This window comes from Burkholderia sp. MS389, assembly GCF_016899425.1.
GTDB lineage: Bacteria > Pseudomonadota > Gammaproteobacteria > Burkholderiales > Burkholderiaceae > Burkholderia > Burkholderia sola.
Map to the genome: position 1 here is coordinate 438,630 of NZ_CP045995.1, position 25,524 is coordinate 464,153.

At 67.3% G+C, this 25,524-nt stretch carries 25 protein-coding genes; 15 read left to right on the forward strand and 10 right to left on the reverse strand.

Annotated features, from left to right (window positions below):
- Positions 1-12: 12 nt before the first annotated feature.
- Positions 13-744: a class I SAM-dependent methyltransferase gene (locus GJG85_RS18485; protein WP_124554248.1), complete on the forward strand. Its 732-nt coding sequence runs from the start codon at positions 13-15 to the stop codon at positions 742-744.
- 24 nt (positions 745-768) lie between these two features.
- Here GJG85_RS18485 and GJG85_RS18490 read toward each other — a convergent pair whose 3' ends face one another.
- Both GJG85_RS18490 and GJG85_RS18495 read right to left on the reverse strand, forming a co-directional pair.
- Positions 769-2,190 carry a cytochrome c peroxidase gene (locus GJG85_RS18490; protein WP_204384261.1) on the reverse strand — a complete coding sequence of 474 codons (1,422 nt, stop codon included), beginning with the start codon at positions 2,188-2,190 and terminating at the stop codon, positions 769-771.
- 96 nt (positions 2,191-2,286) lie between these two features.
- The gene (locus GJG85_RS18495; protein ID WP_204384262.1) at positions 2,287-3,960 is read right to left on the reverse strand and encodes an alkaline phosphatase family protein; all 1,674 of its coding nucleotides are present in this window, start codon (positions 3,958-3,960) and stop codon (positions 2,287-2,289) included.
- A 401-nt stretch (positions 3,961-4,361) separates the two neighbouring features.
- On the opposite strand from GJG85_RS18495, the gene GJG85_RS18500 reads away from it, so the two are divergent.
- On the forward strand, positions 4,362-5,219 hold the full coding sequence (locus GJG85_RS18500; protein ID WP_089489352.1) for an EamA family transporter: 858 nt from the start codon (positions 4,362-4,364) through the stop codon (positions 5,217-5,219).
- Between the two features lie 70 nt (positions 5,220-5,289).
- On the opposite strand, the gene GJG85_RS18505 is transcribed toward GJG85_RS18500, so the two are convergent.
- The 3 genes from GJG85_RS18505 to GJG85_RS18515 form a co-directional block, all read right to left on the reverse strand.
- Entirely contained in the window at positions 5,290-5,781 is a 492-nt protein-coding gene (locus GJG85_RS18505) for a hypothetical protein (RefSeq protein ID WP_063772871.1), read from the reverse strand.
- On the reverse strand, positions 5,778-6,491 hold the full coding sequence (locus GJG85_RS18510; protein ID WP_089489353.1) for a M35 family metallo-endopeptidase: 714 nt from the start codon (positions 6,489-6,491) through the stop codon (positions 5,778-5,780). Before GJG85_RS18510 ends, GJG85_RS18505 begins: the two co-directional genes overlap by 4 nt.
- Before the next feature lie 309 nt (positions 6,492-6,800).
- Complete coding sequence (locus GJG85_RS18515; RefSeq protein WP_050011023.1) at positions 6,801-7,274, reverse strand: Lrp/AsnC family transcriptional regulator; 474 nt, start codon at positions 7,272-7,274, stop codon at positions 6,801-6,803.
- Between the two features lie 322 nt (positions 7,275-7,596).
- On the opposite strand from GJG85_RS18515, the gene GJG85_RS18520 reads away from it, so the two are divergent.
- The 6 genes from GJG85_RS18520 to GJG85_RS18545 all read left to right on the forward strand — a co-directional run bounded on the left by GJG85_RS18520 (position 7,597) and on the right by GJG85_RS18545 (position 11,968).
- Positions 7,597-8,982 carry an amino acid permease gene (locus GJG85_RS18520; protein ID WP_050011024.1) on the forward strand — a complete coding sequence of 462 codons (1,386 nt, stop codon included), beginning with the start codon at positions 7,597-7,599 and terminating at the stop codon, positions 8,980-8,982.
- Between the two features lie 46 nt (positions 8,983-9,028).
- A complete protein-coding gene (locus GJG85_RS18525; RefSeq protein ID WP_089489354.1) occupies positions 9,029-10,231 on the forward strand; it encodes an amino acid aminotransferase in 1,203 nt (400 codons plus the stop codon).
- A 167-nt stretch (positions 10,232-10,398) separates the two neighbouring features.
- Positions 10,399-10,797 carry a DUF488 family protein gene (locus GJG85_RS18530; RefSeq protein ID WP_050011026.1) on the forward strand — a complete coding sequence of 133 codons (399 nt, stop codon included), beginning with the start codon at positions 10,399-10,401 and terminating at the stop codon, positions 10,795-10,797.
- A gap of 120 nt (positions 10,798-10,917) precedes the next feature.
- Positions 10,918-11,208 (forward strand): DUF1488 domain-containing protein, encoded by a 291-nt coding sequence (locus GJG85_RS18535; protein WP_050011027.1) that lies wholly within the window; start codon positions 10,918-10,920, stop codon positions 11,206-11,208.
- 16 nt (positions 11,209-11,224) lie between these two features.
- Complete coding sequence (locus tag GJG85_RS18540) at positions 11,225-11,464, forward strand: hypothetical protein (RefSeq protein ID WP_006479066.1); 240 nt, start codon at positions 11,225-11,227, stop codon at positions 11,462-11,464.
- A 153-nt stretch (positions 11,465-11,617) separates the two neighbouring features.
- Positions 11,618-11,968 carry a hypothetical protein gene (locus GJG85_RS18545; RefSeq protein WP_050011028.1) on the forward strand — a complete coding sequence of 117 codons (351 nt, stop codon included), beginning with the start codon at positions 11,618-11,620 and terminating at the stop codon, positions 11,966-11,968.
- Positions 11,969-11,997: 29 nt separating this feature from the next.
- Here GJG85_RS18545 and GJG85_RS18550 read toward each other — a convergent pair whose 3' ends face one another.
- From GJG85_RS18550 to lhpI, 3 genes are all read right to left on the reverse strand, one after another.
- Entirely contained in the window at positions 11,998-12,774 is a 777-nt protein-coding gene (locus GJG85_RS18550; RefSeq protein ID WP_089489355.1) for a helix-turn-helix domain-containing protein, read from the reverse strand.
- A gap of 16 nt (positions 12,775-12,790) precedes the next feature.
- Positions 12,791-13,195 carry a response regulator transcription factor gene (locus GJG85_RS18555; protein ID WP_050011030.1) on the reverse strand — a complete coding sequence of 135 codons (405 nt, stop codon included), beginning with the start codon at positions 13,193-13,195 and terminating at the stop codon, positions 12,791-12,793.
- Between the two features lie 181 nt (positions 13,196-13,376).
- Positions 13,377-14,312 carry a bifunctional Delta(1)-pyrroline-2-carboxylate/Delta(1)-piperideine-2-carboxylate reductase gene (lhpI, locus tag GJG85_RS18560; protein WP_089489356.1) on the reverse strand — a complete coding sequence of 312 codons (936 nt, stop codon included), beginning with the start codon at positions 14,310-14,312 and terminating at the stop codon, positions 13,377-13,379.
- 263 nt (positions 14,313-14,575) lie between these two features.
- Between lhpI and GJG85_RS18565 the strand changes: the two genes are divergently transcribed.
- From GJG85_RS18565 to GJG85_RS18595, 7 genes are all read left to right on the forward strand, one after another.
- Positions 14,576-15,313 carry a GntR family transcriptional regulator gene (locus GJG85_RS18565; RefSeq protein ID WP_050011032.1) on the forward strand — a complete coding sequence of 246 codons (738 nt, stop codon included), beginning with the start codon at positions 14,576-14,578 and terminating at the stop codon, positions 15,311-15,313.
- A 115-nt stretch (positions 15,314-15,428) separates the two neighbouring features.
- Positions 15,429-16,550 (forward strand): branched-chain amino acid ABC transporter substrate-binding protein, encoded by a 1,122-nt coding sequence (locus tag GJG85_RS18570; RefSeq protein ID WP_050011033.1) that lies wholly within the window; start codon positions 15,429-15,431, stop codon positions 16,548-16,550.
- Positions 16,551-16,618: 68 nt separating this feature from the next.
- Positions 16,619-17,626, forward strand: coding sequence for a trans-3-hydroxy-L-proline dehydratase (lhpH, locus tag GJG85_RS18575; RefSeq protein WP_089489359.1), 1,008 nt, complete (start codon positions 16,619-16,621; stop codon positions 17,624-17,626).
- Positions 17,627-17,801: 175 nt separating this feature from the next.
- Positions 17,802-20,381, forward strand: coding sequence for a transglycosylase domain-containing protein (locus GJG85_RS18580; RefSeq protein WP_089489360.1), 2,580 nt, complete (start codon positions 17,802-17,804; stop codon positions 20,379-20,381).
- 79 nt (positions 20,382-20,460) lie between these two features.
- Positions 20,461-21,339 (forward strand): PilZ domain-containing protein, encoded by an 879-nt coding sequence (locus GJG85_RS18585; RefSeq protein WP_050011036.1) that lies wholly within the window; start codon positions 20,461-20,463, stop codon positions 21,337-21,339.
- Between the two features lie 223 nt (positions 21,340-21,562).
- Positions 21,563-21,892, forward strand: a complete 330-nt coding sequence (locus tag GJG85_RS18590; RefSeq protein ID WP_050011037.1) for a DUF4148 domain-containing protein — start codon at positions 21,563-21,565, stop codon at positions 21,890-21,892.
- A gap of 299 nt (positions 21,893-22,191) precedes the next feature.
- Positions 22,192-22,596, forward strand: a complete 405-nt coding sequence (locus tag GJG85_RS18595; protein WP_050011038.1) for a lysozyme inhibitor LprI family protein — start codon at positions 22,192-22,194, stop codon at positions 22,594-22,596.
- 54 nt (positions 22,597-22,650) lie between these two features.
- Here the strand turns inward: GJG85_RS18595 and GJG85_RS18600 are convergent, their stop codons facing one another.
- Both GJG85_RS18600 and GJG85_RS18605 read right to left on the reverse strand, forming a co-directional pair.
- On the reverse strand, positions 22,651-23,298 hold the full coding sequence (locus tag GJG85_RS18600; protein WP_006479054.1) for a response regulator transcription factor: 648 nt from the start codon (positions 23,296-23,298) through the stop codon (positions 22,651-22,653).
- On the reverse strand, positions 23,295-25,397 hold the full coding sequence (locus tag GJG85_RS18605) for a PAS domain S-box protein (RefSeq protein WP_050011039.1): 2,103 nt from the start codon (positions 25,395-25,397) through the stop codon (positions 23,295-23,297). The genes GJG85_RS18600 and GJG85_RS18605 overlap by 4 nt, the downstream gene beginning before the upstream one ends.
- Positions 25,398-25,524: the final 127 nt, after the last annotated feature.

Genomic DNA, 25,524 nt, shown 5'->3' on the forward strand with positions numbered 1-25,524 from the left:
GACGGATGCCGCATGACCGAACCGAACGAACCGCCCGGCCGCCGCGCGTACGCGAGCTTCGCGCAACGCTATGCGGATCTCGCGCCGACGAAGGCGCACAACGCCCTTTACGAGCGTCCGGCAACGATGGCGCTGCTCGGCGACGTCGACGGCCTCACGATGCTCGACGCCGGCTGCGGGCCCGGCATCTGCAGCGCGCATCTCGCCGGTCGCGGCGCGACCGTGCATGCGTTCGACGTGACGCCGGAGATGGTTGCGCTCGCGCGAACGCGCTGCGCGGGCCTGCCGGTCGACGTCAGGGAAGGCGATCTCGAAGCGCCGCTCGCGTGGCTGCCCGATGCGTCGGTCGACAAGGTGCTGTGCTCGCTCGCGCTCGACTACGTGCGCGATCTCGCGCCGACGCTGCGCGAATTCCGGCGCGTCGCGCGTCCGGGAGGAACGCTCGTGTTCTCGATGGCGCATCCGATGCGCGACTGGATGGACGAACGCACGCGCGGCGACGGCACGTACTTCGACACGTCGCGCTTCGGTTTTCACTGGTCGGGGTTCGGCGAACCGAGGCCGTACGTCGAAGCGTGGCGGCGGCCGCTCGCCGACATCCTGAACGCGGTCGCCGACGGCGGCTGGCGGCTCGACCGCTTCGTCGAACCGAGGCCGCTGCCGGAGATGAAAGCCGTATCCGAACGGCTTCATGCGGAGCTGTCGCTGGCGCCGGCATTCCTGTGCATCCGCGCGCGCTGCTGATGCGGCGCGGCGCGCGGCCGGCGCTCAGTGCTGCGCGGGCGCGTCCGTCAGCGTGCCGAGAAACGCTTCGATATCCTTGATGTCCTGCGCCGTCATCGCAGGCTTGTCGCCCGGCTTGCGATCGAACGGCGCGTCCGTCACGTCGACGTTCGCGCGATATTTCGGCGGGATGTCGTCGTATTCGTCGACCTTGCCGTCCGCACCACGCGCATAGAACTTCTGCGGCGAAATGCTGCGCTCGTTGTAGAACGCCATCACCTGATCGAGCGTGTGGAACACGCCGTTGTGGAAGAACACGTGGCGCGTCGCCGAATTGCGCAGCGTCGGCGTCAGGAACATCCCGCAATACTGCGTCTGGTCCTTCAGGTCGTCGCGGAACGGCCCGCACACGCCGAGATCGTAGAACGCCGGGTTGCGGTTCTGCGCGAGCGCCCGGTTGCGCGGCGCGCCGAGCGCCTCGTACTGGTAATCGGTAAACATCGGCGGCAGCCCGTCCTTGCCGGGTTTCGACAGGTGGCAGCCCGCGCAATTCGCCTTGTCCGGATCGTTGAACAGGCGCAGCCCGCGCAGTTCGGCCTGCGTGAGGCGCGCGCGGCCTTCGAGCCAGCGGTCGTACTTGCTGTCGTACGGATGGAACGACGGATCCTCGACCTGATAGCGCGCGATCGCGAACATCGCCTCCGACACCGCGAGCTGCGGGGCGGAGAACACACGCGGCCCGAACAACTGCTCGAACTGCGCGCGATGCGACGACTGCGCGAGCTTGCGGGCGACATCGTCGACGCTCGCGTTCGCCATCTCGACCGGATTCAACAGCGGGCCGAACGCCTGCTGCTGCAATGTATCGGCGCGGCCGTCCCAGAACATCCCGCCCTGCGGCACGAGTTGCGGCGCGGCCGACGTGCCGGCCACCTTCTGCGCCTTGACGACGCCGGCCGCCGCCGTCGCCTGCTGCGCGACGCTGGGCGCGGCGTCGTTCTCGCCGGCATCGGGGCCGATGCTGAAGTTCGGCTGGCGGTACAGGTACATCAGCGACGGCGGCGGACGATAGCCCTGCTGCGTCATCGCGAGGCCGCCCGGCTGCACGTCGAGCGCATTCGGCGGGCCGTACGCATGATCGGGGCTGTGGCACGACGCGCACGATTGCTTGCCCGATGCCGACAGCGACGGATCGTTGAACAGCGCGCGCCCGAGCTGCGCGACCGCCGACAGCGGCTGCGCGGCGGGCCGCTGCAGCACGACCGGATGCGGGTTCGCGCCGGTCCAGTCGGCGACCACGGTACCGATCGCCGTCGGCACCCGCGCGGGAAACGCGACGGCGAACGCGCCATAGCCGAGCACGGCCGCGCCGAGCGCGAACGCCGCGCGGCGCAGCAGGCGGGAACGAGCGCGCGGCGCGGGCGTGCCGGCGGCATCGGGAGACGGAAACGCGGGGCGAGCTGTCATGCTGTCGGTCGAAAAAACGGGCGTCGCACGAAGCGACGCGTTGAAATGGAAACGGCCGGCGCGTGATGCGCCGGCCATGCGGTCAGGCCGTGACGGTCAGATCGCCGGGGCCGCGCTCAATGCGGTGCCGAGCGTCGGGTCGAGATACAGCGGCGTCGTGTTCGGCCTCGACGTGAAGTCGAACAGGTTGCGCAGGTCGCCGGCCGTCGCATCGAACGAACCGCCGCCGATACGCTGGCCGCCGAGCCAGTTGTCCTCGATGAAGCGCACGACGGACGCCTGGTCGAGCATCGTGTGATCGACGTAGTTCTGCTTCGCGTACGGCGAGATCACGACGAGCGGAATGCGCACGCCCGGGCCGCAGCGGCCGTTCACGGTCGCGCCGTTCACGCCGGTGGTGCCGCCCGTGCCGCACTTGCCGGCGCCGTTGAGCTGGTCGACCGGGTCCGACGACGCGTGCGTCGGCGGCGTGTACACGTGGTCGTACCAGCCGTCCGAGTCGTCATAGGTGACGATCACGGCCGTGTTCTGCCAGTCCGGCTGCTGCTGCAGGAAGTTGACGACCTTCGTCACGAACGCCTGCTCGTCGAGCGGATCCGAGTAGCCCGCGTGGCCGTCCTGCGCGGCCGGCGCCTTCAAGTAGCTGACCGACGGGAAGTTGCCGGCCTTCACGGCGGCGAAGAAGTCGTCCGTGTCGTACTGGTGGTTCGCCGGTTCGGCCGTCTTGCCGTCGGTCTCGACGCTCGAGCCGATCGCCGCGATCGAACTCGGGCGCGTGTGTTGCGGGTTCGCGGTCGACGCGTAGTACTGGAACCAGTTGTGGTGCGGGATGTAGTCGGCCGTCGCGGCATTCACGGCGGTCGCGACCGTGCTGCGCGCGCAGCCCGTCGTGCCGTTGCCGTTCGTCGTCGACAGGTTGAAGCCGCCCATGAAGCCGCCCCACGTGATCTTCGCGGCGTTCAGCAGGTCGCCGATGTTCTTGCCGGTCATCATCGCCTGGTCGGTCGTGCTCGAACACACGTCGAAGCCCGGGTCGACGTCGTTGATCATCGTGAGGCCGCCCTGGCCGTCATTGATGTAGTACGAGCTGGCGGCGAGCGTCGACGGCTGCTTCGACGTCTTGACGATCTGCATGCCGTTGGTCTGCCCCGCGACGACGTTCAGCGCGCCCGGCGTCGACGGGCCGTAGACCGTCGTGAACGTGTTGTCGCTCATCGCGAAGCGCTGTGCGTAGTTCCACAGCGCGGTCACCGTGTTGCCGTCGAAGTAGCCCATCACCTGGCCCTTCGTGCCGAATGCGCCGGCGCCGCCGGACGAGCCCTTGCCGGTGTATTTCGGGAATAGATCCGCAAGACCGTTGTCCTCGGCCTGCTGTTCGGCCGTGTACGCGTGGTTCTGGTCGGCGGTCGCGGCCTGCGTGCGGTCGAGACGGAACGGGTTCGCCGCGTCGGTGCCGTTGGCCGTGTTCGTGAAGTTCGGGTTCGCGGTGAGCAGCGTGCCCGTCAGGCCGTTGGACGTCGGCGTGCCGGACTTCGCGGTGAACGCCGGTTCGCCCGACGGGTTCGTCGCGTTCGGATAGGTGCCGAAGTAGTGGTCGAACGAGATGTTTTCGCCGTAGATCACGACGACGTGCTTGATCGGCGTGGCGGTCTGCAGCGCATCCTGCGACGACACGGCGGCCGTCGGCGTGGAATCGTCGCTGCCGCCACAGGCGAACAGCGCCAGCGCTGCGGCTGCGCAGGCGGTGACGAGCAAGGCTTGACGGAACATCGGGAAACTCCAGGGTAAGGTCTTCGATGGTGGAGAACGGCCCCGTCGCCGTGTCGGTTCGGCGCGAAGCTCGTGAGGGAGCACGCGCATTGGAACAGCCGCGTATGAAAATATGGGGACGGAGTGTTTTCGCGACGGTTGCGCTCCGGTATCGGTTTCATTACGGTGCGGCGCGAGGCGAAAGAGAACGGAAAGGGGCGGACCGCCCTCAATCTCGCGTCACATGTCGCGGCTGGGCGGCTGCTTGCGGCGCAAGCGATGCGGGGCGGGCGATGGAGAGCCGGCGGCCGGATCGTTGACGGCGCGCCGTGCGTCGCTTTTTTGACAATCCGGTGACGCATTCATACGATGGACGCCTGCCGCGCACCGCGCGGCCTCCGACCCGTCAGCGAGGTTTCAGCGTGCCGATCCCCGTTCTGTTTGCCGTTCTGTGCGCGGCATTCCTGCATGCGTCATGGAATGCGCTGGTGCGCAGCAGCGGCGACCGGCTGCGCTCGGCCACGGTGCTGCAGATCGCGATCGGGCTGTTCGCGCTGCTGTTCCTGCCGACTGCCGCGCCGATCGCGCCGGCGAGCTGGCTCTGCGTCGTCGCGTCGGCCGTGATCCACGTCGTCTATACGCTGCTGCTCGTCCGTGCGTACGAGCACGGCGACCTGAGCGTCGCGTACCCGGTCGCGCGCGGCACGGCGCCGCTGCTCGTCACGCTCGGCGCGGCGGCGTTCGCGGGCGAGCACCTGAACGTCGGTGCGCAAGGCGGGCTGGTGCTGATCTGCGCGGGCATCCTGGCGATCGGGCTGGATCGCGGGCGCGGCGCGAAGCACCGGATGATGCAGGTGCTGCCGACCGCATTTGCGACTGGCGTGTCGATCGCCGCGTACAGCGTGGTCGACGGGATCGGTGTGCGCGAGAGCGGCAGCACGGTCGGCTATACCGCGTGGATGTTCGTGCTGACGGGCGCGCTGATGGCCGTGTACTACCGGCTGCGGGCGGGGCCGCTGCGGTTGACGCAGGCGGTCGGCGAAACCGCGAAGGCTGCCTGCGGCGGCGTGTTCGCGGCGCTCGCGTACGGCATCGTGATCTGGGCGATGGACCGTGCGCCGATGGGGCCCGTGTCGGCGCTGCGGGAGACGAGCGTGGTGTTCGCGGCGCTGATCGCGCGCGTGTATCTCGGTGAGCGGCTGACGCCGCGCCGGGCGGCAGGGTGCACGGTGATTGCTTGCGGGGCGTTGTTGATCAGTGCGTTCGAGGCGGTGCGGTGAGCAAACGCCAAGATGGCCCCGTTCGGACGCCGTGTACGTACGCGCGCAGCCGACAAATCGTCATTGCCCCTCACAGAATCGCCTTGCTTCGGGGCGTAACGCGCGGGTCGTCGCAAAGCCTTTGACACCCGCCTCGGCAAAGGGGGGTTAGCTCGATGTCGATCTGGTACAGGGTTAGTGTTCCGTCGCTGTTCCGCACCATGGCATCGGTGAAAGTTTTTTTGTCGATGATGATGTGTTCGTTCCTGATTCCAAGTTGCTTCAGATATTCGCTCGCGATCTTGGCTCGCTCGGTCTTCAGGCGCTCGCGGTTCCGTTCCGTCGTATATGCACCGGATATGACAACGGCCTGAATTTCTGCATCCGGCCATTTTCGCGCCTCGATTACAGCATTTGCGATTTTCAGCCTGTCAGCATTGGTCACGTCGACGCTGTTGAGCGGTAACGGGATTCGCACCGATTCCCCAATCGTGCATGCATGTGCTGGAAAGATGCCGGCGCATGCCGACAGTGCAATCACCCGTGAGATACCGGAAAATACGGCTTTGATATGGACTCTCATTCCATGATTCTCTTGTCGAAGGTTGCGATGTATCCCGTAATACTGTCCGCATTTCTAATGGCGACGTCGGCATTGCTTTCTGCAAAAGCCCTTAGCCCTGATTCTGTGTCGGAATATATGATGTCGCCGGAATTGAATGTGTCGACATAGTGCGTGCATTCATGGATCAGTGTTTTAACCTTTGATGCCGTCCATAGGTCTCCGTTTGAAATTGTGCAGAATTTTGAATAGATGGCGATGATCCGCTTCTCAGAGTCCGGCTTGCATACCCCTGCGATGTTGTTACCGCTGTCGGGCACTACACTGCAGGTAAGACGTCTGTTCATGGAGTCGTCCCATCGAACGATCTTCTCCGGCACGAGCGCCCGCATCGCATTAAGTAGTCTAGGCAAGCCAGCGGCAAGGACTGATCTGACATCATTGTCGGAGCGGCCGAAGTAGAGTCGAGCCCGCGCTTGTTCAGCCTTGTCCCAAGCTGTGACGCCCTCAATGCGCTGTAGTATTAGAGAGATTGCTGCATCACGAGCCTTCATGATCAGCTTTCGGAATTCTCTGTTACTCATATTCGAGCATATGGGAGTCGTGTTGATTGACACATACACCATTGAGCCGGGGTTGGTATTGGTGATGGCGCCGGAATGTACCAAAACCCAATTCTCACTGTCGTCAATGTCGAAGTCGTACGGTTTTTTGTCGAAAAAATTGGTCATCCGTCAGCACCCCTTTACATGGATTCTCAAGGATCAAGCTGAGTTCTTGAGGAATGCTCTAGGGTCGCCAGAAGGGCGATTATTGTCCATCGGACGTATTCGAAATTTTGATTGAATCCGCCCGTGGCTCGTAGCGGGCCGCGCGCATACGAACATGAGATCGTAGCGCTCGATGCAATGCGGATGAGCTGCGAGGTGTGCTACGCGAGGTGGGAATAGGCCGACGAGGGATTCGAGCCTATTCGGGGCGACCACGTGCTGCGGATGCCGGGCGCGCGAATGGCGCCGCCGAGAATCCACGTGTGAAGGTCAGCCCTCCACCGGCATCGCACTCGTGCACTTGATCTCGTCGAGGCACACGCTCGAATGCACGCCGCTCACGCCGGGAATGCGCATCAGCGTCTCGAGCAGGAATCGCGACAGCCCCTTCAGATCGTGCGCGACGACTTTCAGCACGTAGTCGATGTCGCCCGTCACCGAGAAACATTCCTGGATCTGCGCGAGATCCGACACGAGTTTCTGGAATTTCGACAAATCGCGGATATGCCCGCGCTCCATCGTCACGTGCACGAACGCGGTGACGCCGAAGCCGAGCGTGTCGGGGCAGAGCCGGGTTTCGTAACGCCGGATCGCGCCGATTTCCTCCAGCCGGCGGTGACGTCGCAGCGTCTGCGCGGGCGACAGCCCCACGGCCTTCGCCAGATCGAGGTTCGACGCGCGGCCGTTCTCCTGCAGCACCGACAGCAACTGACGATCGATACGATCGAGAACCGGGTCAGGCATTTTTGTTTCCTCATTCGTCTCCCGGATGCAATCTTATCTCATAATGTAGGGTTTGCATGAGCGGGTTACGCAACCCGATTTCGCGGTCGCGACGCTAAACTGACGCCGGATTTTCGTGTGCGGCCGCAGCAGTGCGGCGTGAGCGGGCGAGTCGGCGGCCAGTCTGACCGGCGCGCTGACGCGAATCGGTTGCCGCCGCACGCGAAAATTGCAGTCCCCAACCCGGCGCCCCCACGAACGGCCGCCGGCACAGCAAAACAGCGCCCGGCACACCGAGGCGCGCCGCACCGCTTCCGGCGGAGGCGGGCAGAATGGAGAAGACATGGTTTCTGGAAACGAGAGCGACGGCCTGAAGCGCGGGCTGAAGAACCGGCACATCCAGCTGATCGCGCTCGGCGGCGCGCTCGGCACGGGGCTGTTCCTCGGCATCGCGCAGACGATCAAGATGGCCGGCCCGTCCGTGCTGCTCGGCTATGCGGTGGCCGGCATCGTCGCGTTCTTCATCATGCGCCAGCTCGGCGAGATGGTCGTCGACGAGCCCGTCGCCGGCTCGTTCAGCTACTTCGCGAACAAATACGTCGGCCACTTCACCGGCTTCCTGTCCGGCTGGAATTACTGGGTGCTGTACATCCTCGTCAGCATGGCCGAGCTGTCGGCCGTAGGGATCTACGTGCAGTACTGGTGGCCCGGCGTGCCGACCTGGGTGTCGGCGCTGGTGTTCTTCGTCGCGATCAACCTGCTGAACCTGGCCAGCGTGAAGTCGTACGGCGAGACGGAATTCTGGTTCTCGATCATCAAGGTCGCCGCGATCGTCGGGATGATCGGCTTCGGCGGTTGGCTGCTCGTGAGCGGCCATGCCGGGCCCGAAGCGAGTGTCGCGAACCTGTGGCAGCACGGCGGCTTCTTCCCGAACGGCGTGTCCGGCCTTGTGATGTCGATGGCCGCGATCATGTTCTCGTTCGGTGGGCTGGAGTTGATCGGCATCACCGCGGCCGAAGCCGACGATCCGAAGCGCAGCATTCCGCGCGCGACCAACCAGGTCATCTACCGCATCCTGATTTTCTACATCGGCGCGCTGGCCGTGCTGCTGTCGCTGTATCCGTGGCAGAAGGTCGTCACCGGCGGCAGCCCGTTCGTGCTGATCTTCCACGCGCTGAGCAGCAACCTGGTCGCGAACGTGCTGAACGTCGTCGTGCTGACGGCCGCGTTGTCGGTCTACAACAGCGGCGTGTACAGCAACAGCCGGATGCTGTTCGGCCTCGCGCAACAGGGCAACGCGCCGAAGGTGCTGTGCTCGGTCAACAAGCGCGGCATCCCGCTCGCCGCGCTCGGCGCATCGGCGCTCGCGACCGGCGTGTGCGTGCTGGTCAACTACTTCATGCCGGGCAAGGCGTTCGAGGTGCTGATGGGCCTCGTCGTGTCGGCGTTGATCATCAACTGGGCGATGATCACGGTGATCCACCTGAAGTTCCGCCAGGCCAAGCGTGCTGCCGGGGAGCAGACTTCCTTCCGCAGTCTGGGCTATCCTTTCACGAATTACCTGTGCCTGGCGTTCATGGCCGGCATTCTCGTCGTGATGTACCTGACGCCGGATCTCCGTCTGTCGGTGTACCTGATCCCGGTATGGCTCGCGGTGCTCGCGATCGGGTATCGCTTCCGTCAGAAGAATGCCGGCTTTGCGGTGCACGACGGTGCGTCCGCACGCTGACGCAGGCCACGACCGACCATTCTTCCAAACGAGACCGATTCAAGCCATGTTCGAACACATCGACGCGTACCCGGGCGACCCGATCCTGACGCTCAACGAGAACTTCCAGAAAGATCCGCGCGACCAGAAGGTCAACCTGAGCATCGGGATCTATTTCGACGCCGAAGGCCGGATTCCGGTGCTGGGCGCCGTGCGCGAAGCCGAAACCGCGCTGCAGCGCGACAGCGGCCCGAAGCCGTACCTGCCGATGGTCGGCTTGGCCGCGTACCGCGACGCCGTGCAAGCGCTGGTGTTCGGTGCGGATCACCCGGCTCGCGCGGCCGCCCGCATCGCGACGCTGCAGACGCTCGGCGGCTCGGGCGCGCTGAAGGTCGGCGCCGATTTCCTGAAGCGCTATTTCCCGGATTCGCAGGTGTGGCTCAGCGATCCGAGCTGGGAAAACCATCGCTTCATCTTCGAGCGCGCCGGCTTCACGGTGAACACGTATCCGTACTACGACGAGGCCACGGGCGGCCTGAAGTTCGACGCGATGCTCGCGGCGATCGACGCGCTGCCGGCGCGCAGCATCGTGCTGCTGCACGCGTGCTGCCATAACCCGACCGGTGTCGATCTCGACGAAGGCCAGTGGGAGAAGCTGATCGACGTGATCGAGGCGCGCGGGCTGCTGCCGTTCGTCGACATGGCGTACCAGGGCTTCGGCGCGGGCCTCGACGCGGACGCGTTCGCGGTGCGCGAACTGGCCCGCCGCGGCGTGCCGACGCTCGTCGCGAACTCGTTCTCGAAGAACTTCTCGCTGTACGGCGAACGCGTGGGCGGCCTGAGCGTCGTCTGCGAGGACGCGGCCGCGGCCGAGCGCGTGCTCGGCCAGCTGGCCGGCGCCGTGCGCTCGAACTACAGCAACCCGCAGACCTACGGCGCGAAGGTCGTCGCGGCCGTGCTCGGCACGCCGGCGCTGCGCAAGCAGTGGGAAGAGGAGCTGTCGGCGATGTGCCGCCGCATCGCGCGGATGCGCCAGTCGATCCACGACGGCCTGCGCGACCACGTGAGCGGCGAAGCGCTCACGCGCTACGTGAAGCAGCGCGGGATGTTCACGTACACGGGCCTGACCGAAACGCAGGTCGACGCGCTGCGCGAGGTGCACGGCGTATACATCCTGCGCTCGGGCCGGATGTGCGTGGCGGGCCTGAACGACTCGAACGTCGGCATCGTCGCGGACGCGATCGGCAAGGTACTGAAGAGCGGCGTCTGAACGCGGCGCGCCCCGGCGCGCAACGCTGAAGAACCGGCTGTTTCCCGTCGCGGGAACAGCCGGTTTTTTGTTGGGCGGCCGTCATGTGCGAGGCGCGGATGACCCACGGGCAGGCGCGGCGGTACGATCACGGGATCGTACGCAATGCAGGGGAGCAGAGGAGCGACATGGGCATCCGGATCATCCAGCTCGGCACGCCGCGCGCGGCCGGCGAGGGCCTGCGGATCGGCACGGTGCGGCGGCCGCCGCGCGGCGTACCGAAGGCGGAATTCGCGTCGCGCAACTACTATGATGTATGGTTGCCGACGTTGTCGCCGAGCCCCGAGCTCGTCGCGCAAGCGCAGGCCGCTGAAACCGACGCCGAATGGAACGCGTTCAAGCGCCACTTCCGCGCGGAGATGGCGCATGGCGATCCGGCCAAGGTGCTGGACCTGCTGGCCGCGCTGTCGGCGACGACTGCGTTCTCGATCGGCTGCTACTGCGACGACGAAAACCATTGTCACCGCAGCGTGCTGCGCGAGCTGCTCGCGCAGCGCGGCGCGGCGATCGAGCCCGACGCCGGCTGAAGCAGAGGAAGCGGCGGCGCGCGGCTACACCGCGATCGTGCGGTGCAGCGAGCCTGTTGACGTGGGTCAAGCGCGCGGCCGCGCGCGCCACTATGCTCTCGTCATGGAGCCATCACGACGATGACAGACCGACAGATGCACATCGTTTTCCCGTCCGAGCCGCCGGAATACTGCGCGCGCGATCTGGTCGTCGCGTTTTCGGCGCTGGTCGACGGGCGTTGCGTTCAGTGCGCGGTCACGGCCGAGGCGCTGGAAGACCATTTCGGCGCGCAGTCGCTGCTCGAACGCGATCTGCTGGGCGCATTCGACGCGCACCGGTCGGCCATCGAGGCGATGGCACGACGAATGCTCGAGGAAATCGGCGGCCGGCCGGTGCTGCTGCACAGCGGGCACTTCCGGCTCGAAGGCTGATACCGCAGGAGGGCGCATGACACTGCAGGGCAACATTCACGAACGCGACTGGTCGGTCGAAGTGGAGACGCGCCCGTGCGAATCGGGCGAATTCCGCTGCCGCGTGTCGGTCGAGCACGGCGCCGGCGCCGCGCGGTTTCATCATACGTTCGAGCACAGCCACGCGTATCCGACGGAGCGCGAGGCGATGATCGAAGGGTTGCGGGCCGGCATGACGTGGATCGAGATGAAGGCGTCGCAGACCTTCAACGTCTGAACGGTCCCGCGCCTGTCGGGCGCGGGCAGACAATCGGCCGGCCGCGATCGAACAATGCGCGCCGCGCCACGGGAAACACGGGCCGCCCCATCGTGAGGCGGCCGGCACTTGCAAGGCGGTCGACGAGCGGGCGGCCCCGTCAGGAGAGACGACATGGGCGTGGGCATGCAGATCGCCTGCCTCGGATTCACCGGTTCGGCTGCGGTCGAGGCCGAAGCCGGCGCGCAACTGGTGCGACTTGAACGGTTTCGCGCGTGGATCGAAGGCTGCCATCTCGCGATCGAATCGCGCACGGCGGCCGATGGCGCGCGCCGGTACGACGTGCGGCTGGAGCTGGTGATGCGCGACGCGACGCTCCGGTCGTTGCCGCCGTGCGTCGGGGCCGACGTGGACGACGCATTGCGTCTCGCGTTCGCGCAGGCCGAACGGGCGCTGCTCGCGTGGCAGGCAGGCGCCGCAACGGTTGCGCTGCGCGACGCGGCGACCGGCGACGCGATGCGGTGACGCCGCGCCTGTCAGCGCGGCGCCGCGTGTCAGACTCGCGCGAGCGCTTGCGGGTCGATGATGCGCACGCGCTTGCCGCGCGTTTCGACGAGCGCGTCGCGATGGAACCGCGAGAACATCCGGCTGACCGTTTCGAGCTTCATCCCGAGATAGCAGCCGATTTCCTCGCGCGTCATCCGCAGGTTGAATTCGGTCGCCGAATAGCCGCGCGCCTCGAACCGCGACGACAGGTTCAGCAGGAAATGCGCGACGCGCTGCTCGGCCGACATCGTGCCGAGCAACAGCATCTGGCTCGATTCGCGGACGATCTCGCTGCTCAGCATCTGGTAGAGGAAGTGCTGCATCGGCTTGATCTCGCGGCACGCGGCTTCGAGCGCGCCGAACGGGATGATGCACACCACGCTGTCCTCCAGCGCGATCGCGTCGCAACAGTGCTGGCCGCTGCCGATGCCGTCCATCCCGAGCGTTTCGCCGGCGATCTGGAAGCCCGTCACGTGCTCGCGGCCGTCGCGATGCATCATCACCGTCTTGAACGAACCCGCGCGCACCGCGTAGATGCTCTGGAACGGATCGTCGGTGCGGAACAGCGCGTCGCCCTGGCGAACCTGTCGCGTCGTGCAGATGATCGCGTCGAGGCGGCCGTATTCGGCGGGCGTCAGGTGCGGCGGCAGGCACATCGAGCGCATCGCGCAGGCCGAGCAGCGTGCGGCCGGGTGCTTGGCGGCGTCGGCGCGCGCGGCCGGGCGCGGCGGAATCGTCGGCCGGGGTACGACGGATACGTCGGCGAAGGCGGTGGCGGTGGACATGAGGCGCTCCGGCTCGTCAGGGGCGGCGCACGCGAGCGTGCACCAGGGATTCGATGACACGGCATGCGGTGTCGAATTCGACGGTCTTGTCGAAGAAGTAGTCGGCTCCCGCCGTCGCGCATGCCTCTCTGAATGCCGGCGCCGAGTGGTTCGTCAGCACGATCGTGACGATGCGCGGCGCGGCCTTCGACAGCATCCCGATCAGGTCGAGACCGCTGCCGTCCGCGAGCCGCACGTCGACGATCACCACGTCCGCGCGACTGCTGCGGATATGCGTCCACGCGTCCTGGCCGTCTTCCGCTTCGCCCACGACGGCGACGCCGCGAATCGCGCCGACGAGCAGCGCGATCCGCTGGCGGACGGCAACCGCGTGATCGACGAGAAACACCCTGAGTGCGGCGGGTGACAGGCTGGCATTCATGCCGGCAGTATCGTGTTGCGCCGCCGAAATTGAAATCGGCCGAATTGGAACTTCGTGTAGGCCGCTTCGACGCGGTGTAGGGCGTTTCCTACACCGCGTACGGGAAATCGCCGGTGTGAATCCGACGATGCGATGCCGCGCGAGCGGCGCGCACGGTGGCGCGAACGGTGGCGCGGCCGGGTCAGCCGGCGCGGCGCGCGGCCAGTGCGTCGCGCGCGGTGCGGCACGCGGCCAGATCCCATGCGGCGCAGCCGACGCTCTTGAACAGCAGCGGGCCGCCGCGGGCGAAGGTGCCGTTCAGCACGTCGGCGAGCGACGCGACGTGCTGCCAGTCGACCTGCGCGACGATCAGGTCGCCGGCTTCGTGGCGCGCGCCGGCCGGATCGTCGACGACGAGCCGGCTGCCCCGCACCGTGTTCGCGTCGATCTCCGCGGCATCCGCGGTGAACGCGCCGACGCCGACCACGAGCCGGCCTTCGCGCGCGGCGTCGCGATAGACGGGCGTGCGGCTCGTCGTCAGCGTGACGACCACGTCGATCGCATCGGGAATCGCGTCGCCGTCGAGCGGCGCGAGCTGCGGCGCATGCGCGCGGTGGGCGGCGCAGAAGGCGGCCGCGCCGTCCGCGCTCGTGCCGCGCACGTGAAGGCGCGCGTCCGGAAAGATCGCGGCGAGCGCTTCCGCGTGATTGGCCGCCTGCTTGCCGGTGCCGATCAGCAGGATGTCGCGCGGCGCGGCGCCATGCAGCGCCTGGATGCCGAGCGCGGTGATCGCCGCCGTGCGGCGGCCGGTGACGGTCGGGCCGTCGAGCGCGAAGCGCATTTCGCCGGTCGTCGCGTCGTACGCGGTGACCTCGCCGAGAATCGTCGGCAGCCCGCGTGCGCCGTTGCCGGGGCACACGTTCACGAGCTTGTGGCTCGCCAGATCGTGTGCGCTCGACGGCATCGACAGCATCACGCCGCCGCGTTGCAGCGGCACGACCAGGCGTTCGGGGCTGACGATGTCGCCTGCCGCGTACTCGACGACCGCTTGCCTGAGCGTGGCGAGCAGCGCCGGATAGTCGAGCAGCGCGGCCGTGTCGGCCGCATCGAAAACGGGAATCGGGGAGAAGGCGGTCATCGTGTACGTCTTGGCGGTCAGTGAGCGTGGACGGCGGACGCATGCCGCGCCAGCCGCAGGTCTGCCGGTACCGTGACACAGGGCAGTGTGGATCGAATCTATACCACTTGCTGGCGCGTCGGCAACCCAGAAAATAAAGCGTGCCGGTGATTTTGGTTCTAATATCTGGCCAGAAGGCTCGCCGCTGCCGCGCTGCCCGCGCCGCTCCGGTATAGTGCGAACCCATTCCAGATCCACGCCCGCGAACGGGCAGGAGCCACACGATGATGTCCGCGCGTCCCGACTCACTCGAAGGCGGTTTCAGGCCGCTGCAGATCTACGAGCAGGTAGCCGAAAAGATCCGCGACGAGATCCGCGCGGGGCGCTACGCGGCCGAATCGCGGCTGCCGTCCGAGCGCGAGCTCGCGGCGCTGTTCCAGGTCGGCCGGCCGGCCGTGCGCGAGGCGCTCGGCGCGCTGCAGAACGAAGGGCTCGTGTTCACGAAGCGCAATTCGGGCACCTACGTCGTCGCGGCCCCGCTCGACGTGCTCGCACAGCGCGGCGACGCGCACGCGGCGTCCGAGGCCGACTTCAGTCCGACGTCGACGCTCGACGTGCGGCTGATCCTCGAGCCCGCGATCGCGCGCCGCGCGGCCGCTCATGGCCGCGCCGACCCCGGCGCCGAGCGCTATCTCGCGCAAATGGAGACCATCACCGACGTCGACGATCCGCACCAGCGCGCGTTGTGGAACGAGAGCGACCGGCTGTTCCACCGGCAGCTCGCGCTGATGACCGGCGACGCGCTGATCGTGAAGATCGCGGACGAAGTCGCGAAGACGATGGACCAGCCGCTGTGGAAGCGGCTGAAGGACGATGGCATCTACGACGGGGGCCGGATCCGGCTGTACGTGTCCGAGCACCGGTTGATCTACGAGGCGATCGTGTCCGGGGATGCCGATGCGGCCGCGTTCTATGTCGAACAGCACATTCGCCGCGTGCGGCGCGACATTGCGCCAAAATGATGGGAGTGGTTTGGTCTTCAATGTGACCAAAATCCCGATAATTATTTTGAAATTGCTTGCGATGTGACCACGCGTGTCCTACATTGGTTTCACACAAAACCAATCAGGAGACACCATGCGACACCTCATGACCGCGCTCTCGGTGGCCGTGGCCGCCGGCGCGCTGACTTCCGCGCATGCGCAGGAAGTCGTGATGATCGGCCATTCGGCGCCGCTCACGGGCCCGCAGGCCGCCAACGGCAAGGACAACGAAAACGGCGCGCGGCTCGCGATCGACGAGCTCAACAAGGCCGGCGTGAAGGTCGGCGGGAAGACCGTGACGTTCAAACTGGTTTCCGAAGACGACCAGGCCGACCCGAAGGCCGGCGTGCAGGTCGCGCAGAACCTCGTCGACAAGGGCGTCGTCGCCGTGCTCGGCCCGTACAACTCGGGCGTCGCGATTCCGGCGTCGCGCGTGTATTCGACGGCCGGCGTGCCGATCCTGCCGGTCGCGTCGAATCCGGCGCTGACGAAGCAGGGCTTCAAGAACATCTTCCGGATCGGCGCGAGCGACGAGCAGCTCGGCGGCACGATGGCCACGTTCGCCGCGAAGACGCTGAACGCGAAAACCGCCGCCGTGATCGACGATCGCACCGCGTACGGGCAGGGCGTCGCCGAGCAGTTCATCAACGTCGCGAAGGCGAACGGGATCAAGATCGTCGACCAGGAATACACGAATTCGTCGGCCACCGACTTCCTCGGCATTCTCACCAAGATCAAGGCCGCCAACCCCGACGTGATCTTCCTCGGCGGCTATGCGGCCCAGGGTGCGCCGATGGCCAAGCAGATGAAGCAGCGCGGCCTGCGCGCGAAGCTGCTCGGCGGCGACGGCATCTGTTCGGCCGACATGGGCAAGGTCGCGGGCGAGGCCGCGTCGATCGTCTATTGCGCGCAGGGCGGCGTCGCGCTCGAGAAGACGCCGGCCGGGCGCGAATTCCTGAAGAAGTACCACGACGCCTATCGCACCGATACGCAGGTCTACGGCGTCAACTACTACGACGGCATGAAGCTGCTCGCCGATGCGATGGTCAAGGCCGGCACGACCACCGACAAGGCGAAGCTGATCGCGCAGCTCGCGAAGACGAACTACGCGGGCGTCGCGGGCACCTATTCGTTCGACGCGAACGGCGACCTGAAAGGCGCGCCGACCACCGTCTACGTGATCCGCAACGGCCTGCCGGAACCGTACGCGAAGTAATTGCCGCACGGCCCGTCACCGGACGGCGGCCCGGCCGCCGTCCTTCGTTTCAACGCACCCGATCCCCCATGAAAATTTCCCGATCCCTGTCCACCGTCGAAGTGCACACCGGCGGCGAGGCGTTCCGCATCGTCACGAGCGGGCTGCCGCGCCTGCCCGGCGACACGATCGTCCAGCGCCGCGCGTGGCTCAAGGAACACGCCGACGAAATCCGCCGCGCGCTGATGTTCGAACCGCGCGGCCACGCCGACATGTACGGCGGCTATCTGACCGAGCCCGTGTCGCCGAACGCCGATTTCGGCGTGATCTTCGTGCACAACGAAGGCTACAGCGACCATTGCGGACATGGCGTGATCGCGCTGTCGACCGCGGCCGTCGAACTCGGCTGGGTGCAGCGCACGGTGCCCGAGACGCGAGTCGGCATCGACGCGCCGTGCGGCTTCATCGAGGCGTTCGTCCGGTGGGACGGCGAGCATGCGGGGCCCGTGCGCTTCGTCAACGTGCCGTCGTTCATCTGGGAGCGCGACGTGTCGGTCGACACGCCGTCGTTCGGCACCGTGACCGGCGACATCGCGTATGGCGGCGCGTTCTATTTCTATGTCGACGGCGCGCCGTTCGACCTGCCGGTGCGCGAATCGGCAGTCGAGAAACTGATTCGCTTCGGCGCCGAGGTGAAGGCGGCCGCGAACGCGAAATATCCGGTCGCGCATCCGGAGATCCCGGAAATCAACCATATCTACGGCACGATCATCGCGAACGCGCCGCGCCACGCGGGCTCGACGCAGGCGAACTGCTGCGTGTTCGCGGATCGCGAGGTCGACCGCTCGCCGACCGGCTCCGGCACCGGCGGGCGCGTCGCGCAGCTCTACCAGCGCGGGCTGCTCGCGGCAGGCGACACGCTCGTCAACGAATCGATCGTCGGCACGGTCTTCAAGGGCCGCGTGCTGCGCGAAACGACGGTCGGCGACATCCCGGCCGTGATCCCGGAAGTGGAAGGCAGCGCGCATATCTGCGGGTTCGCGAACTGGATCGTCGACGAGCGCGATCCGCTCACGTACGGATTTCTCGTGCGCTGAGCCGCGGCGCGGGGCACGCCGCCGTCGCGCGGCGTTCCGGTTGTGGTACCAGGTTTGGCGCGTCGCTCCGATTGCCGGACACGCGCCTTTTTTTGCGTGAGCGCCGGCGTAACACCGTACCGCGTGTGCCAGCCCAAGGCCGCCGCGGGCCGGACGGCCGCGCGAGTTTGGTACGATGCAGCCTTTTCAGCCGAGCTCCACCCGCGTGAATCGCCGAAACGTGCCGTCAGTGCGTGCCTTCTGTGCCAGATGGGTCGCGCGCGCCCAACCCGTCGCGGCGGCCGCCGTCGCGCGGGTCAAGCCTCTCGCCGCCACCGCGTGGCGCCATGTCCGCCACCCGACGCGCCGTGGCGCGCTGCTCGCCGCCGCCGCCGTGCCGGCGCTGTTCGCCGTGTACGTGGTCGCGCTGATCCCGTTCACGCCGGGCATCGGCGACATCCGCAAGGCGCGCGTCGACCAGCCCGCGCAGGTGCTGTCGGCCGACGGCAAGCTGCTGGCCGAATTCAAGCCGTCGAACCGCGAATGGGTGTCGCTCAAGCAGATCTCGCCGCACATGGTCGACGCGCTGATCGCGACCGAGGATCATCGCTTCTACGAACACCACGGCCTCGACTGGAAGCGCACGGCGTCGGCCGCGCTCCATACGTTCTCGGGCAGCCGCCAGGGCGGCTCGACGATCACGCAGCAGCTCGCGCGCAACCTGTACCCGGACGAGATCGGCCGTGCGCCGACGCTCACGCGCAAGGTGAAGGAGGCGATCACCGCGCTGAAGATCGAGGCCGTCTACAGCAAGGACCAGATCCTCGAGACCTACCTGAACACGGTGCCGTTCCTGTACAACGCGTACGGCGTCGAGATGGCCGCGCGCACCTATTTCGACAAGTCGGCCGACGAACTCGACGTGCTCGACAGCGCGACACTCGTCGGGATGCTGAAGGGCAACAGCTACTACAACCCGGTGCTGAACCCCGAGCGCGCGCTGCAACGGCGCAACACGGTGCTCGGCCAGATGGTGAAGTACGGCAAGCTGTCGCCGGCGCAGTTCGCGCAGCTGCAGCGCCGGCCGCTGCGCATCGACTTCGAGCGCCAGAAGGAGCCGCCCGGGCCGGCGCCGCATTTCGCGCAGCAGTTGCGCAAGTGGCTGATCGCGTGGGCCGACCGCAACGACTACAACATCTACTCGGACGGGCTGATCGTGCGCACGACGATCGACTCGCGGCTCCAGCAGATGGCGACGCAGGCGCTCACGCTGCAGGGCAATCAGTTGCAGGGCATCGCGAACAACGCGTGGAGCGGCCGCGACGGCTGCGGCACCGACAACGAGGTGTTCCGCACCTTCATGCGCGAATCGCCCGAGTACAAGGCCGCGCAGGACGCCGGCAAGGACGACGCGGCGGCGATGAAGCTGCTCGCGGCCGACCGCGGCTTCCTGCATGCGCTGTGCAAGGCGAAGACCGACGTGCAGGCCGGCTTCCTCGCGATCGATCCGCGCGACGGGCAGATCCGCGCGTGGGTCGGCAGCCGCGACTTCACGCGCGAGCCGTTCGACCACGTCGCGCAGGCGCGGCGCCAGCCGGGCTCGACGTTCAAGCCGTTCGTCTATGGCGCCGCGTTCGCGAGCGGGATGAAGCCGGAGGACACGTTCATCGACCAGCCGGTCGAGATTCCGCTGAAGGGCGGCGAGATCTGGCGACCGAACGATGACGCGCCGCCTACGGGCAAGCCGATGACGCTGCGCGACGCCGTCGCGCTGTCGCGCAACCGGATCACCGCGCAAGTGATGGAGAAGGTCGGGCCGGGCGCCGTCGCGCGGCTCGCGCGCGACATGGGCGTGCGCGAAAGCCCGCTCGAACGCGTGCCGTCGCTCGCGCTTGGCACGAGCCCGGTCACGCTGAAGGAAATGGTCGCGTCGTACGCGACGATCGCGAACGGCGGGCTGTACGTCGAGCCGCAGATGGTCACGCGCATCGAGAACCGCCAGGGCGAGGTGCTCGCCGAATACGCACCGGCGCCGCCCGAGCGTGCGCTCGATGCCGAAACCGACAAGACGCTGCTCGACGTGATGCGCGACGTCGTGACGCGCGGCACGGGCGGCAGCATCCGCACCCGCTTCGGGATCCGCGGCGACGTGGCCGGCAAGACCGGCACGACGCAGGACAACGCGGACGGCTGGTTCATCCTGATGCAGCCGGGCCTCGTCGCCGGCGCGTGGGTCGGGTTCGACGACGGCCGCGTGACGCTGCGCAGCGATTACTGGGGGCAGGGCGCGCACAGCGCGCTGCCGATCGTCGGCGATTTCTTCCAGCGCGCGCAGCGCGCCCGGATCGTCGATACGAAGGCGAAATTCGATACCGAGCCGTCGCCGGGCTGGTTCGGATCGCTGCGCGAGCGCGTGACCGACCTGTTCGACACGTGGTTCCCGCCCGAGGCGAAGAAGGCGCCCACGCCGGTCAGGACACAGCGTATCGAGCGTCCGGCCGAGACCGACGAAGAGGCGGCGTCGGCGGCTTCGGCTGCATCGGCGCCGGATGCCGCGTCCGGCGGCATCGTCGAGGAATGGGTGCCGGCGTCCGAAGTGGCCGCGTCGGCTGCGGCGCTGTCGGCGAGCGCATCGCAGTCTGCGCAGCCACCGGCAGGCGCCAGTATCACGAGCGGAAGCAGCACCGGCGTCGGCGCCGCCCCGTCGGCCGTGCCGGCTCCGCCACCGCCGGTGCCGGTCCCGGCGTCGCCCGATGCCACGGGTGCGTCGCAGTAACGAAGCCATTCAGATTCCGCGCGATGCTGCCGTAATCAAGTTGTCACGATAGCTCGCGCGGTCGCTCCGCGCTTCTCCGATGCGGCTTTCCACCGACTACGTCGCGCTCGCGCGCGACGATCTTTCCGCCGGCGTCCCGCTCGGCTTCGACCTCTACGACGCCGACGGTGCCGCGCTGCTGCCGGCCGGCACGACGCTGCAGGATGCCGCGCAGCATGCGTTCCTGTTCGACCATTTCCACCCCGTACGCCGACGCGAGGGCAGCGGCATCGAGCCGAGCGTGCCCGGGGCGGCGGGCGCGCCCGCCACGCGCATGGGCTTGTCGGCGGGCGCCGCGATCGGCATTCGCCGCCGGGTCGGCACGACGCGTGCGCTGCAACGCTGCCGGCTGATCGGTGTCGGTGCGTCGGGCGCGCTGTTCGTCGAACCGCTACCCGCCGCCGTGCTCGAGTTCGCACGCGGCGACGACGTTGAAGCGGTGGCGATCGGCGCTGCCGCGGTGTTCCGTTTCGGCGCGACGGTCGAATCGGTGCAGGCGTCAGGCGCCGCGCCGTTCATGATCCTGTCGCCGCCCGGCTTCGTCGACCGGCTGCGCGCGCGCGCGGAGCCGCGCGTGCCGGTGCGCATCGCCGCCCGCTGCAGCGGCGCGGCGCAGGGGGCGGAAGGCATCGGAATGGTGCACGACATCAGCCTGAGCGGCTTGTCGATCGCCGTCGACCGGCCGCTCGCGGCCACCGGCGAGCCGTTGCGCGTGCTGCTTCCGTACGAAACCGGCGGCCGCGTCGAGCAACTGGCGCTCGACGGCACGGTGCGGGCCGTGCATGCCGACCCGGCGGCCCCAGCGCTGACGTTGCATCATGCGGCGTTCGGCGACATCGATGCCGACGATCGCGTGCGCCTCAAGGCGTTGCTGTTCGACAGGCAGATGGCGTCGGTGGATACCGATCGCCCGCGCTGACGCGCTGCCGAGCGTGCCGGATGCCGAAGAGTGGCATTCGGTGTGCGAGCGTCGATAATCGTCTGATGAATCACGTTATTCCCGCGCGATTGTACGGTTTCGGTCAACAGTGAATTTGCGATTTAAGTATTTACCCTGATAGCGGCGACTCCTAGACTTCTACTCATGCGCAACGACCCCGAGTCCGAAGCGCCTGACAAAACAATCCTGGAGGTAACGCATCATGAAATCGCTGATCAAGGCAGTTGCACTGGCCGCCCTCGTGGCTGCACCGGTCGTCTCGTTCGCCCAATCGAACCAACAGCCGCTGACGCGCGCGCAAGTGCGCGCCGAGCTGGTCCAGCTCGAAAAGGCCGGGTACAACCCGAACGACTGGATCAACTATCCGGAAAACATCCAGGCCGCCCAGGCCAAGATCGCCGCCGCGCAGAACACGGGCGCGCAAGCCGACGCAACCGGTTACGGTTCGAACCCGATCGCGACGTCGCAGTCGGGCCAGCGCGCGGTCGTGCCGGCCGTCAGCGACCGCTCGTCGGTGTATTTCGGCCACTAAGTCGGCCGTTGTGTCGCGGCCCTTGGGGACCGTGGCTGAAGGTTTGTCGAGAAAGCCCGCACTCGGTTCAGTTCCGAGTGCGGGCTTTCTCAATGATGCGCAGCGATCGGATGCTTTCGCCGTCAGGAAAACACGACAACCGGCGAAATCGCGTCTCGGGCGTCACCCCGGCACCCGCTGACAATCCGCCGCGCGTGCGCTAGCATCGCGGTCGATGTCGCCGCGGTGGCGCGGCCCATGCACACGGGGCGCAACAAGGCGCCGGGTTCCACACTTCAACGAACAACAAAGGAGCATCCATGCGTGTCTTGACCGGTCTGCTGGGCTCGCTGGCGCTGGTGGCGAGCGTCGCCCATGCGCAGGCGAATTGTGCGGACGCGACGGATCAGGCGACGATGACGGCGTGTGCCGATCGCGCGTACAAGAAATCCGACGGGGAACTGAACCGGATCTACCAGGCCGTCACCGCGCGCCTGCGCGGCGCGCGGCCGCTCGCCGACAAGCTCGTGGACGCGCAGCGCGCGTGGATCGCGTACCGCGACGCCGAATGCCATTTCTCGAGTGCAAATGCCGAGGGCGGCAGTGCATACCCGATGGTCGTATCGACCTGCCTCGACGATCTGACCAAAGTGCGCACCGAAACGCTGAAAGGCTATCTGTCCTGCGAGGAAGGCGACCTCGCGTGCCCGGTGCCCGCGAAGTAACGCGTCATGCGCGGGCCTGCCGAGGCCCGCACCACGCCGGCCAGACGTCGTCCGTTACACGTCGTCCGTTTCGTCGAGCAGCTTGTGCCGCATCGCGTAACGCACGAGCGCCGCTTCGTGCGGCATCTGCATCTTTTCCAGGATCCGGGTCTTGTAGGTGCTGACCGTCTTCGCGCTCACGCACAACGCGTTCGCGATCTCGGTCAGCGTCTGGCCGGCGGCGATCCGCCGGAACACGTCGAATTCGCGGTCGGACAGCCGCTGGTGCGGCAGCGTTTCGGCCGGCTCGTTCAGGCTCTGCGCGAACTGCTCGGCCATCGCGAGGCTCACGTAGACGCCCCCCGACGCCACTTTCGTGACCGCGCCGACCAGCTCCGCGCTCGCGCTTTCCTTCGTCAGATAGCCGGACGCGCCCGCGCGGAACGCACGCACCGCGTATTGCTGCTCCGCGTGCATCGTCAGCACGAGCACGCGCAGCGCGGGTTTCTCGTCCTTGATCTGCTTGATCAGTTCGACGCCGTTGCGGCCCGGCATCGACAGGTCGAGCACGAGTACCTGCGCAGGCGTCGCCCGCACCAGCGCGATCGTCGACGGGCCGTCGAAGGCTTCGCCGGCCACCTCGAATCCGGTGGCGTTCTGGAGGATGTGCCGCAGACCGTCGCGTACGAGCGTATGGTCGTCGGCGATGAGCACCTTGATCATGTGATGAGCGTGTCCTGTTGAACGGTGCCGAGCGGAAACGAGACGGTAATCGAGAAACCGCGCGCGAGCGCGGTATCGATGGTCACGGTGCCGCCCAGCATGTGTGCGCGTTCGCGAATGCCGATCAGGCCGAACGATTTGTCCTCGTGGGCCGGCCCGCCGGGCGCCGCGCCGCGGCCGTTGTCCGCGACGCGCAGCACGCAAAAGCCTTCCTCGATGTCGAGCCGCAACGCCACGCGCGTCGCATCCGCATGGCGCGCGACGTTCGTCAGCGCTTCCTGGACGATCCGGAACAGCGTGGTCGCGCCCGTGCTGGTGAACGTGAGGCCGCCCGTTTCGATGTGGCGCTCGACATCGATCCCGTAGCGGTTCGTGAAATCGTTCGCGAGCCATTCGATCGCGGGCACGAGGCCGAGGTCGTCGAGCATTACCGGCCGCAGGTCGGCCGCGATGCGCCGCACTGACGCGACCGTCGCGTCGATCAGCCGCCGCATGCCTTGCAGATGCGTCTGCAGGCCTGCGTCGGGCTGCGCGCGGCCGGGCATGCGCAGTTGCTGTTCGACGACCGACAGATCCATCTTCAGCGCGGTGAGCTGCTGCCCGAGGTCGTCGTGCAGCTCGCGCGCGATGCGGGTCTTTTCCTCTTCGCGCACGTTCTGCAGGTTCGCCGATAGTTCGCGCAATTCCTCGCGCGATTGCTTCAGCGCGTTCTCGGCCCGCAGCCGCTCGGTGATGTCGCGCAGCATCACCGTATACAGCTTGCCCGACGCGTCGCGGATCTGCGAGATCGATGCTTCGATCGGGAATTCCTCGCCGTTGGCGCGCAGCCCGAACAGCACGCGCTGGCGGCCCATCTGCCGCTCGGACACGCCCGTCACGCCGAACTGGTCGACGTGCTTCGCATGTGCGGCGCGGAACCGTTCGGGAATGAAGCGCGACAGCGGCGCGCCGATCGCCTCCATTGCGGACACGCCGAACACCTGCTCGGCCATCGGATTGAAGATCACGACCGTCTGCTTCTCGTCGATCGTGATGATCGCTTCCATCGACGACCGGATGATGCCCATCATCCGCGCTTCGTTGAGGCTGCCGCGACTGCTCGCGCCCGCATCGGCGCGGCCGCGCAGTAGCGCATGGACGAGCGCCGCGAACCCGAACGACGCGATCAGCCCGGCGGCGAGCACGGTGCCGGCCGCACGCTGCGCGCCGGTCGCGCTCGGCCGGCCGTCCGCGGAATAGGCGAGCGTCAGCGCGGTGCCGCCGAAATTCAGCACATCGGTGCGCCGCATCAGGTCGGGCGACGCCGATGCTTCGTCGGTCGTCGTCTCGACGCTGACGATCGCGCGCGAATCGCCGCTGGCGGTCATCCACAGATCGATCCCGCGTTCCGCGTCGAGCGCACGCTCGACCAGGCGCCGCGGGCTCAGCGCCGCGAACAGCATCCCGTCGACGCCGGCTTCCCGCGTGCCGGACGGCGTGGCGGCGGCCAACGGCGAGCTCGTCACGGGCAGGAACAGCGTCAGGGTGCGGGCGTCGCGGGACGCGTCGTCGTCGGCCGGGTGGACGCCGAGCGCGATATCGCCGGTCCGCAGCGCGCGCGTGAGCGGCACCGCGTCGGACGCACCGAAGCGCACGACCGGCGAGTTCGACACGGGCGCGCTGAGCGTCGCTGCCGCGAGCGGATCGGCCGGCAGCGGCTTCGCGCCGGCCAGCGCGCCGCGCGCCGCGCGCGTCAGCGGCGCATAGCCGATCTGCCGGACCGGCGAGCGGCCGCTGTCGAGATCGAGCGTCTCCGCATACCGGCGCCATTGGCCGGGCGTCATGTCCGGGACGAGGCCGAACGCGCCGCGCGCACCTTCGAGCACGGCGACACCGGCCTGCAGTTCATGCCGCAGCATCGCGGTCACGTGCGTGGTCCGGCGTTCGAAACGCGTATGAACGGCGGTTTGCCACTGCTCGCGCACGAGCAGCGCGACGCCGAGCGACAGCACGGCGCCCGCGCACAGCGCAACGACGCCGGCCGCGAGCGGCTGGCGTAACATGATCTCGAGGCGCGTGGGCTCTCGGGCGTCCCGCGTCGGGGTTCCACTGACGGTCATTCGATGGCCATTCTGTTGTTCGGGCTGCCGGGGCACGCGGGCAGCGCGGCAAAACCGGGGGGAAACTCGCACCGGCTGCGTGCAACGATGATTTTCAGGACGAAATTGTGCGCGTTTTACACGTTTT

What these genes read in the sequence shown, in the direction of transcription:
- GJG85_RS18485 (WP_124554248.1), top strand. Translation starts at nt 13, where the DNA reads ATGACCGAACCGAACGAACCGCCCGGCCGCCGCGCGTACGCGAGCTTC.
- GJG85_RS18490 (WP_204384261.1), bottom strand. Translation starts at nt 2,190, where the DNA reads ATGACAGCTCGCCCCGCGTTTCCGTCTCCCGATGCCGCCGGCACGCCC.
- GJG85_RS18495 (WP_204384262.1), bottom strand. Translation starts at nt 3,960, where the DNA reads ATGTTCCGTCAAGCCTTGCTCGTCACCGCCTGCGCAGCCGCAGCGCTG.
- GJG85_RS18505 (WP_063772871.1), bottom strand. Translation starts at nt 5,781, where the DNA reads ATGAGAGTCCATATCAAAGCCGTATTTTCCGGTATCTCACGGGTGATT.
- GJG85_RS18510 (WP_089489353.1), bottom strand. Translation starts at nt 6,491, where the DNA reads ATGACCAATTTTTTCGACAAAAAACCGTACGACTTCGACATTGACGAC.
- GJG85_RS18515 (WP_050011023.1), bottom strand. Translation starts at nt 7,274, where the DNA reads ATGCCTGACCCGGTTCTCGATCGTATCGATCGTCAGTTGCTGTCGGTG.
- GJG85_RS18520 (WP_050011024.1), top strand. Translation starts at nt 7,597, where the DNA reads ATGGTTTCTGGAAACGAGAGCGACGGCCTGAAGCGCGGGCTGAAGAAC.
- GJG85_RS18525 (WP_089489354.1), top strand. Translation starts at nt 9,029, where the DNA reads ATGTTCGAACACATCGACGCGTACCCGGGCGACCCGATCCTGACGCTC.
- GJG85_RS18530 (WP_050011026.1), top strand. Translation starts at nt 10,399, where the DNA reads ATGGGCATCCGGATCATCCAGCTCGGCACGCCGCGCGCGGCCGGCGAG.
- GJG85_RS18535 (WP_050011027.1), top strand. Translation starts at nt 10,918, where the DNA reads ATGACAGACCGACAGATGCACATCGTTTTCCCGTCCGAGCCGCCGGAA.
- GJG85_RS18540 (WP_006479066.1), top strand. Translation starts at nt 11,225, where the DNA reads ATGACACTGCAGGGCAACATTCACGAACGCGACTGGTCGGTCGAAGTG.
- GJG85_RS18545 (WP_050011028.1), top strand. Translation starts at nt 11,618, where the DNA reads ATGGGCGTGGGCATGCAGATCGCCTGCCTCGGATTCACCGGTTCGGCT.
- GJG85_RS18550 (WP_089489355.1), bottom strand. Translation starts at nt 12,774, where the DNA reads ATGTCCACCGCCACCGCCTTCGCCGACGTATCCGTCGTACCCCGGCCG.
- GJG85_RS18555 (WP_050011030.1), bottom strand. Translation starts at nt 13,195, where the DNA reads ATGAATGCCAGCCTGTCACCCGCCGCACTCAGGGTGTTTCTCGTCGAT.
- lhpI (WP_089489356.1), bottom strand. Translation starts at nt 14,312, where the DNA reads ATGACCGCCTTCTCCCCGATTCCCGTTTTCGATGCGGCCGACACGGCC.
- GJG85_RS18565 (WP_050011032.1), top strand. Translation starts at nt 14,576, where the DNA reads ATGATGTCCGCGCGTCCCGACTCACTCGAAGGCGGTTTCAGGCCGCTG.
- GJG85_RS18570 (WP_050011033.1), top strand. Translation starts at nt 15,429, where the DNA reads ATGCGACACCTCATGACCGCGCTCTCGGTGGCCGTGGCCGCCGGCGCG.
- lhpH (WP_089489359.1), top strand. Translation starts at nt 16,619, where the DNA reads ATGAAAATTTCCCGATCCCTGTCCACCGTCGAAGTGCACACCGGCGGC.
- GJG85_RS18580 (WP_089489360.1), top strand. Translation starts at nt 17,802, where the DNA reads ATGCAGCCTTTTCAGCCGAGCTCCACCCGCGTGAATCGCCGAAACGTG.
- GJG85_RS18585 (WP_050011036.1), top strand. Translation starts at nt 20,461, where the DNA reads ATGCGGCTTTCCACCGACTACGTCGCGCTCGCGCGCGACGATCTTTCC.
- GJG85_RS18590 (WP_050011037.1), top strand. Translation starts at nt 21,563, where the DNA reads ATGAAATCGCTGATCAAGGCAGTTGCACTGGCCGCCCTCGTGGCTGCA.
- GJG85_RS18595 (WP_050011038.1), top strand. Translation starts at nt 22,192, where the DNA reads ATGCGTGTCTTGACCGGTCTGCTGGGCTCGCTGGCGCTGGTGGCGAGC.
- GJG85_RS18600 (WP_006479054.1), bottom strand. Translation starts at nt 23,298, where the DNA reads ATGATCAAGGTGCTCATCGCCGACGACCATACGCTCGTACGCGACGGT.
- GJG85_RS18605 (WP_050011039.1), bottom strand. Translation starts at nt 25,397, where the DNA reads ATGACCGTCAGTGGAACCCCGACGCGGGACGCCCGAGAGCCCACGCGC.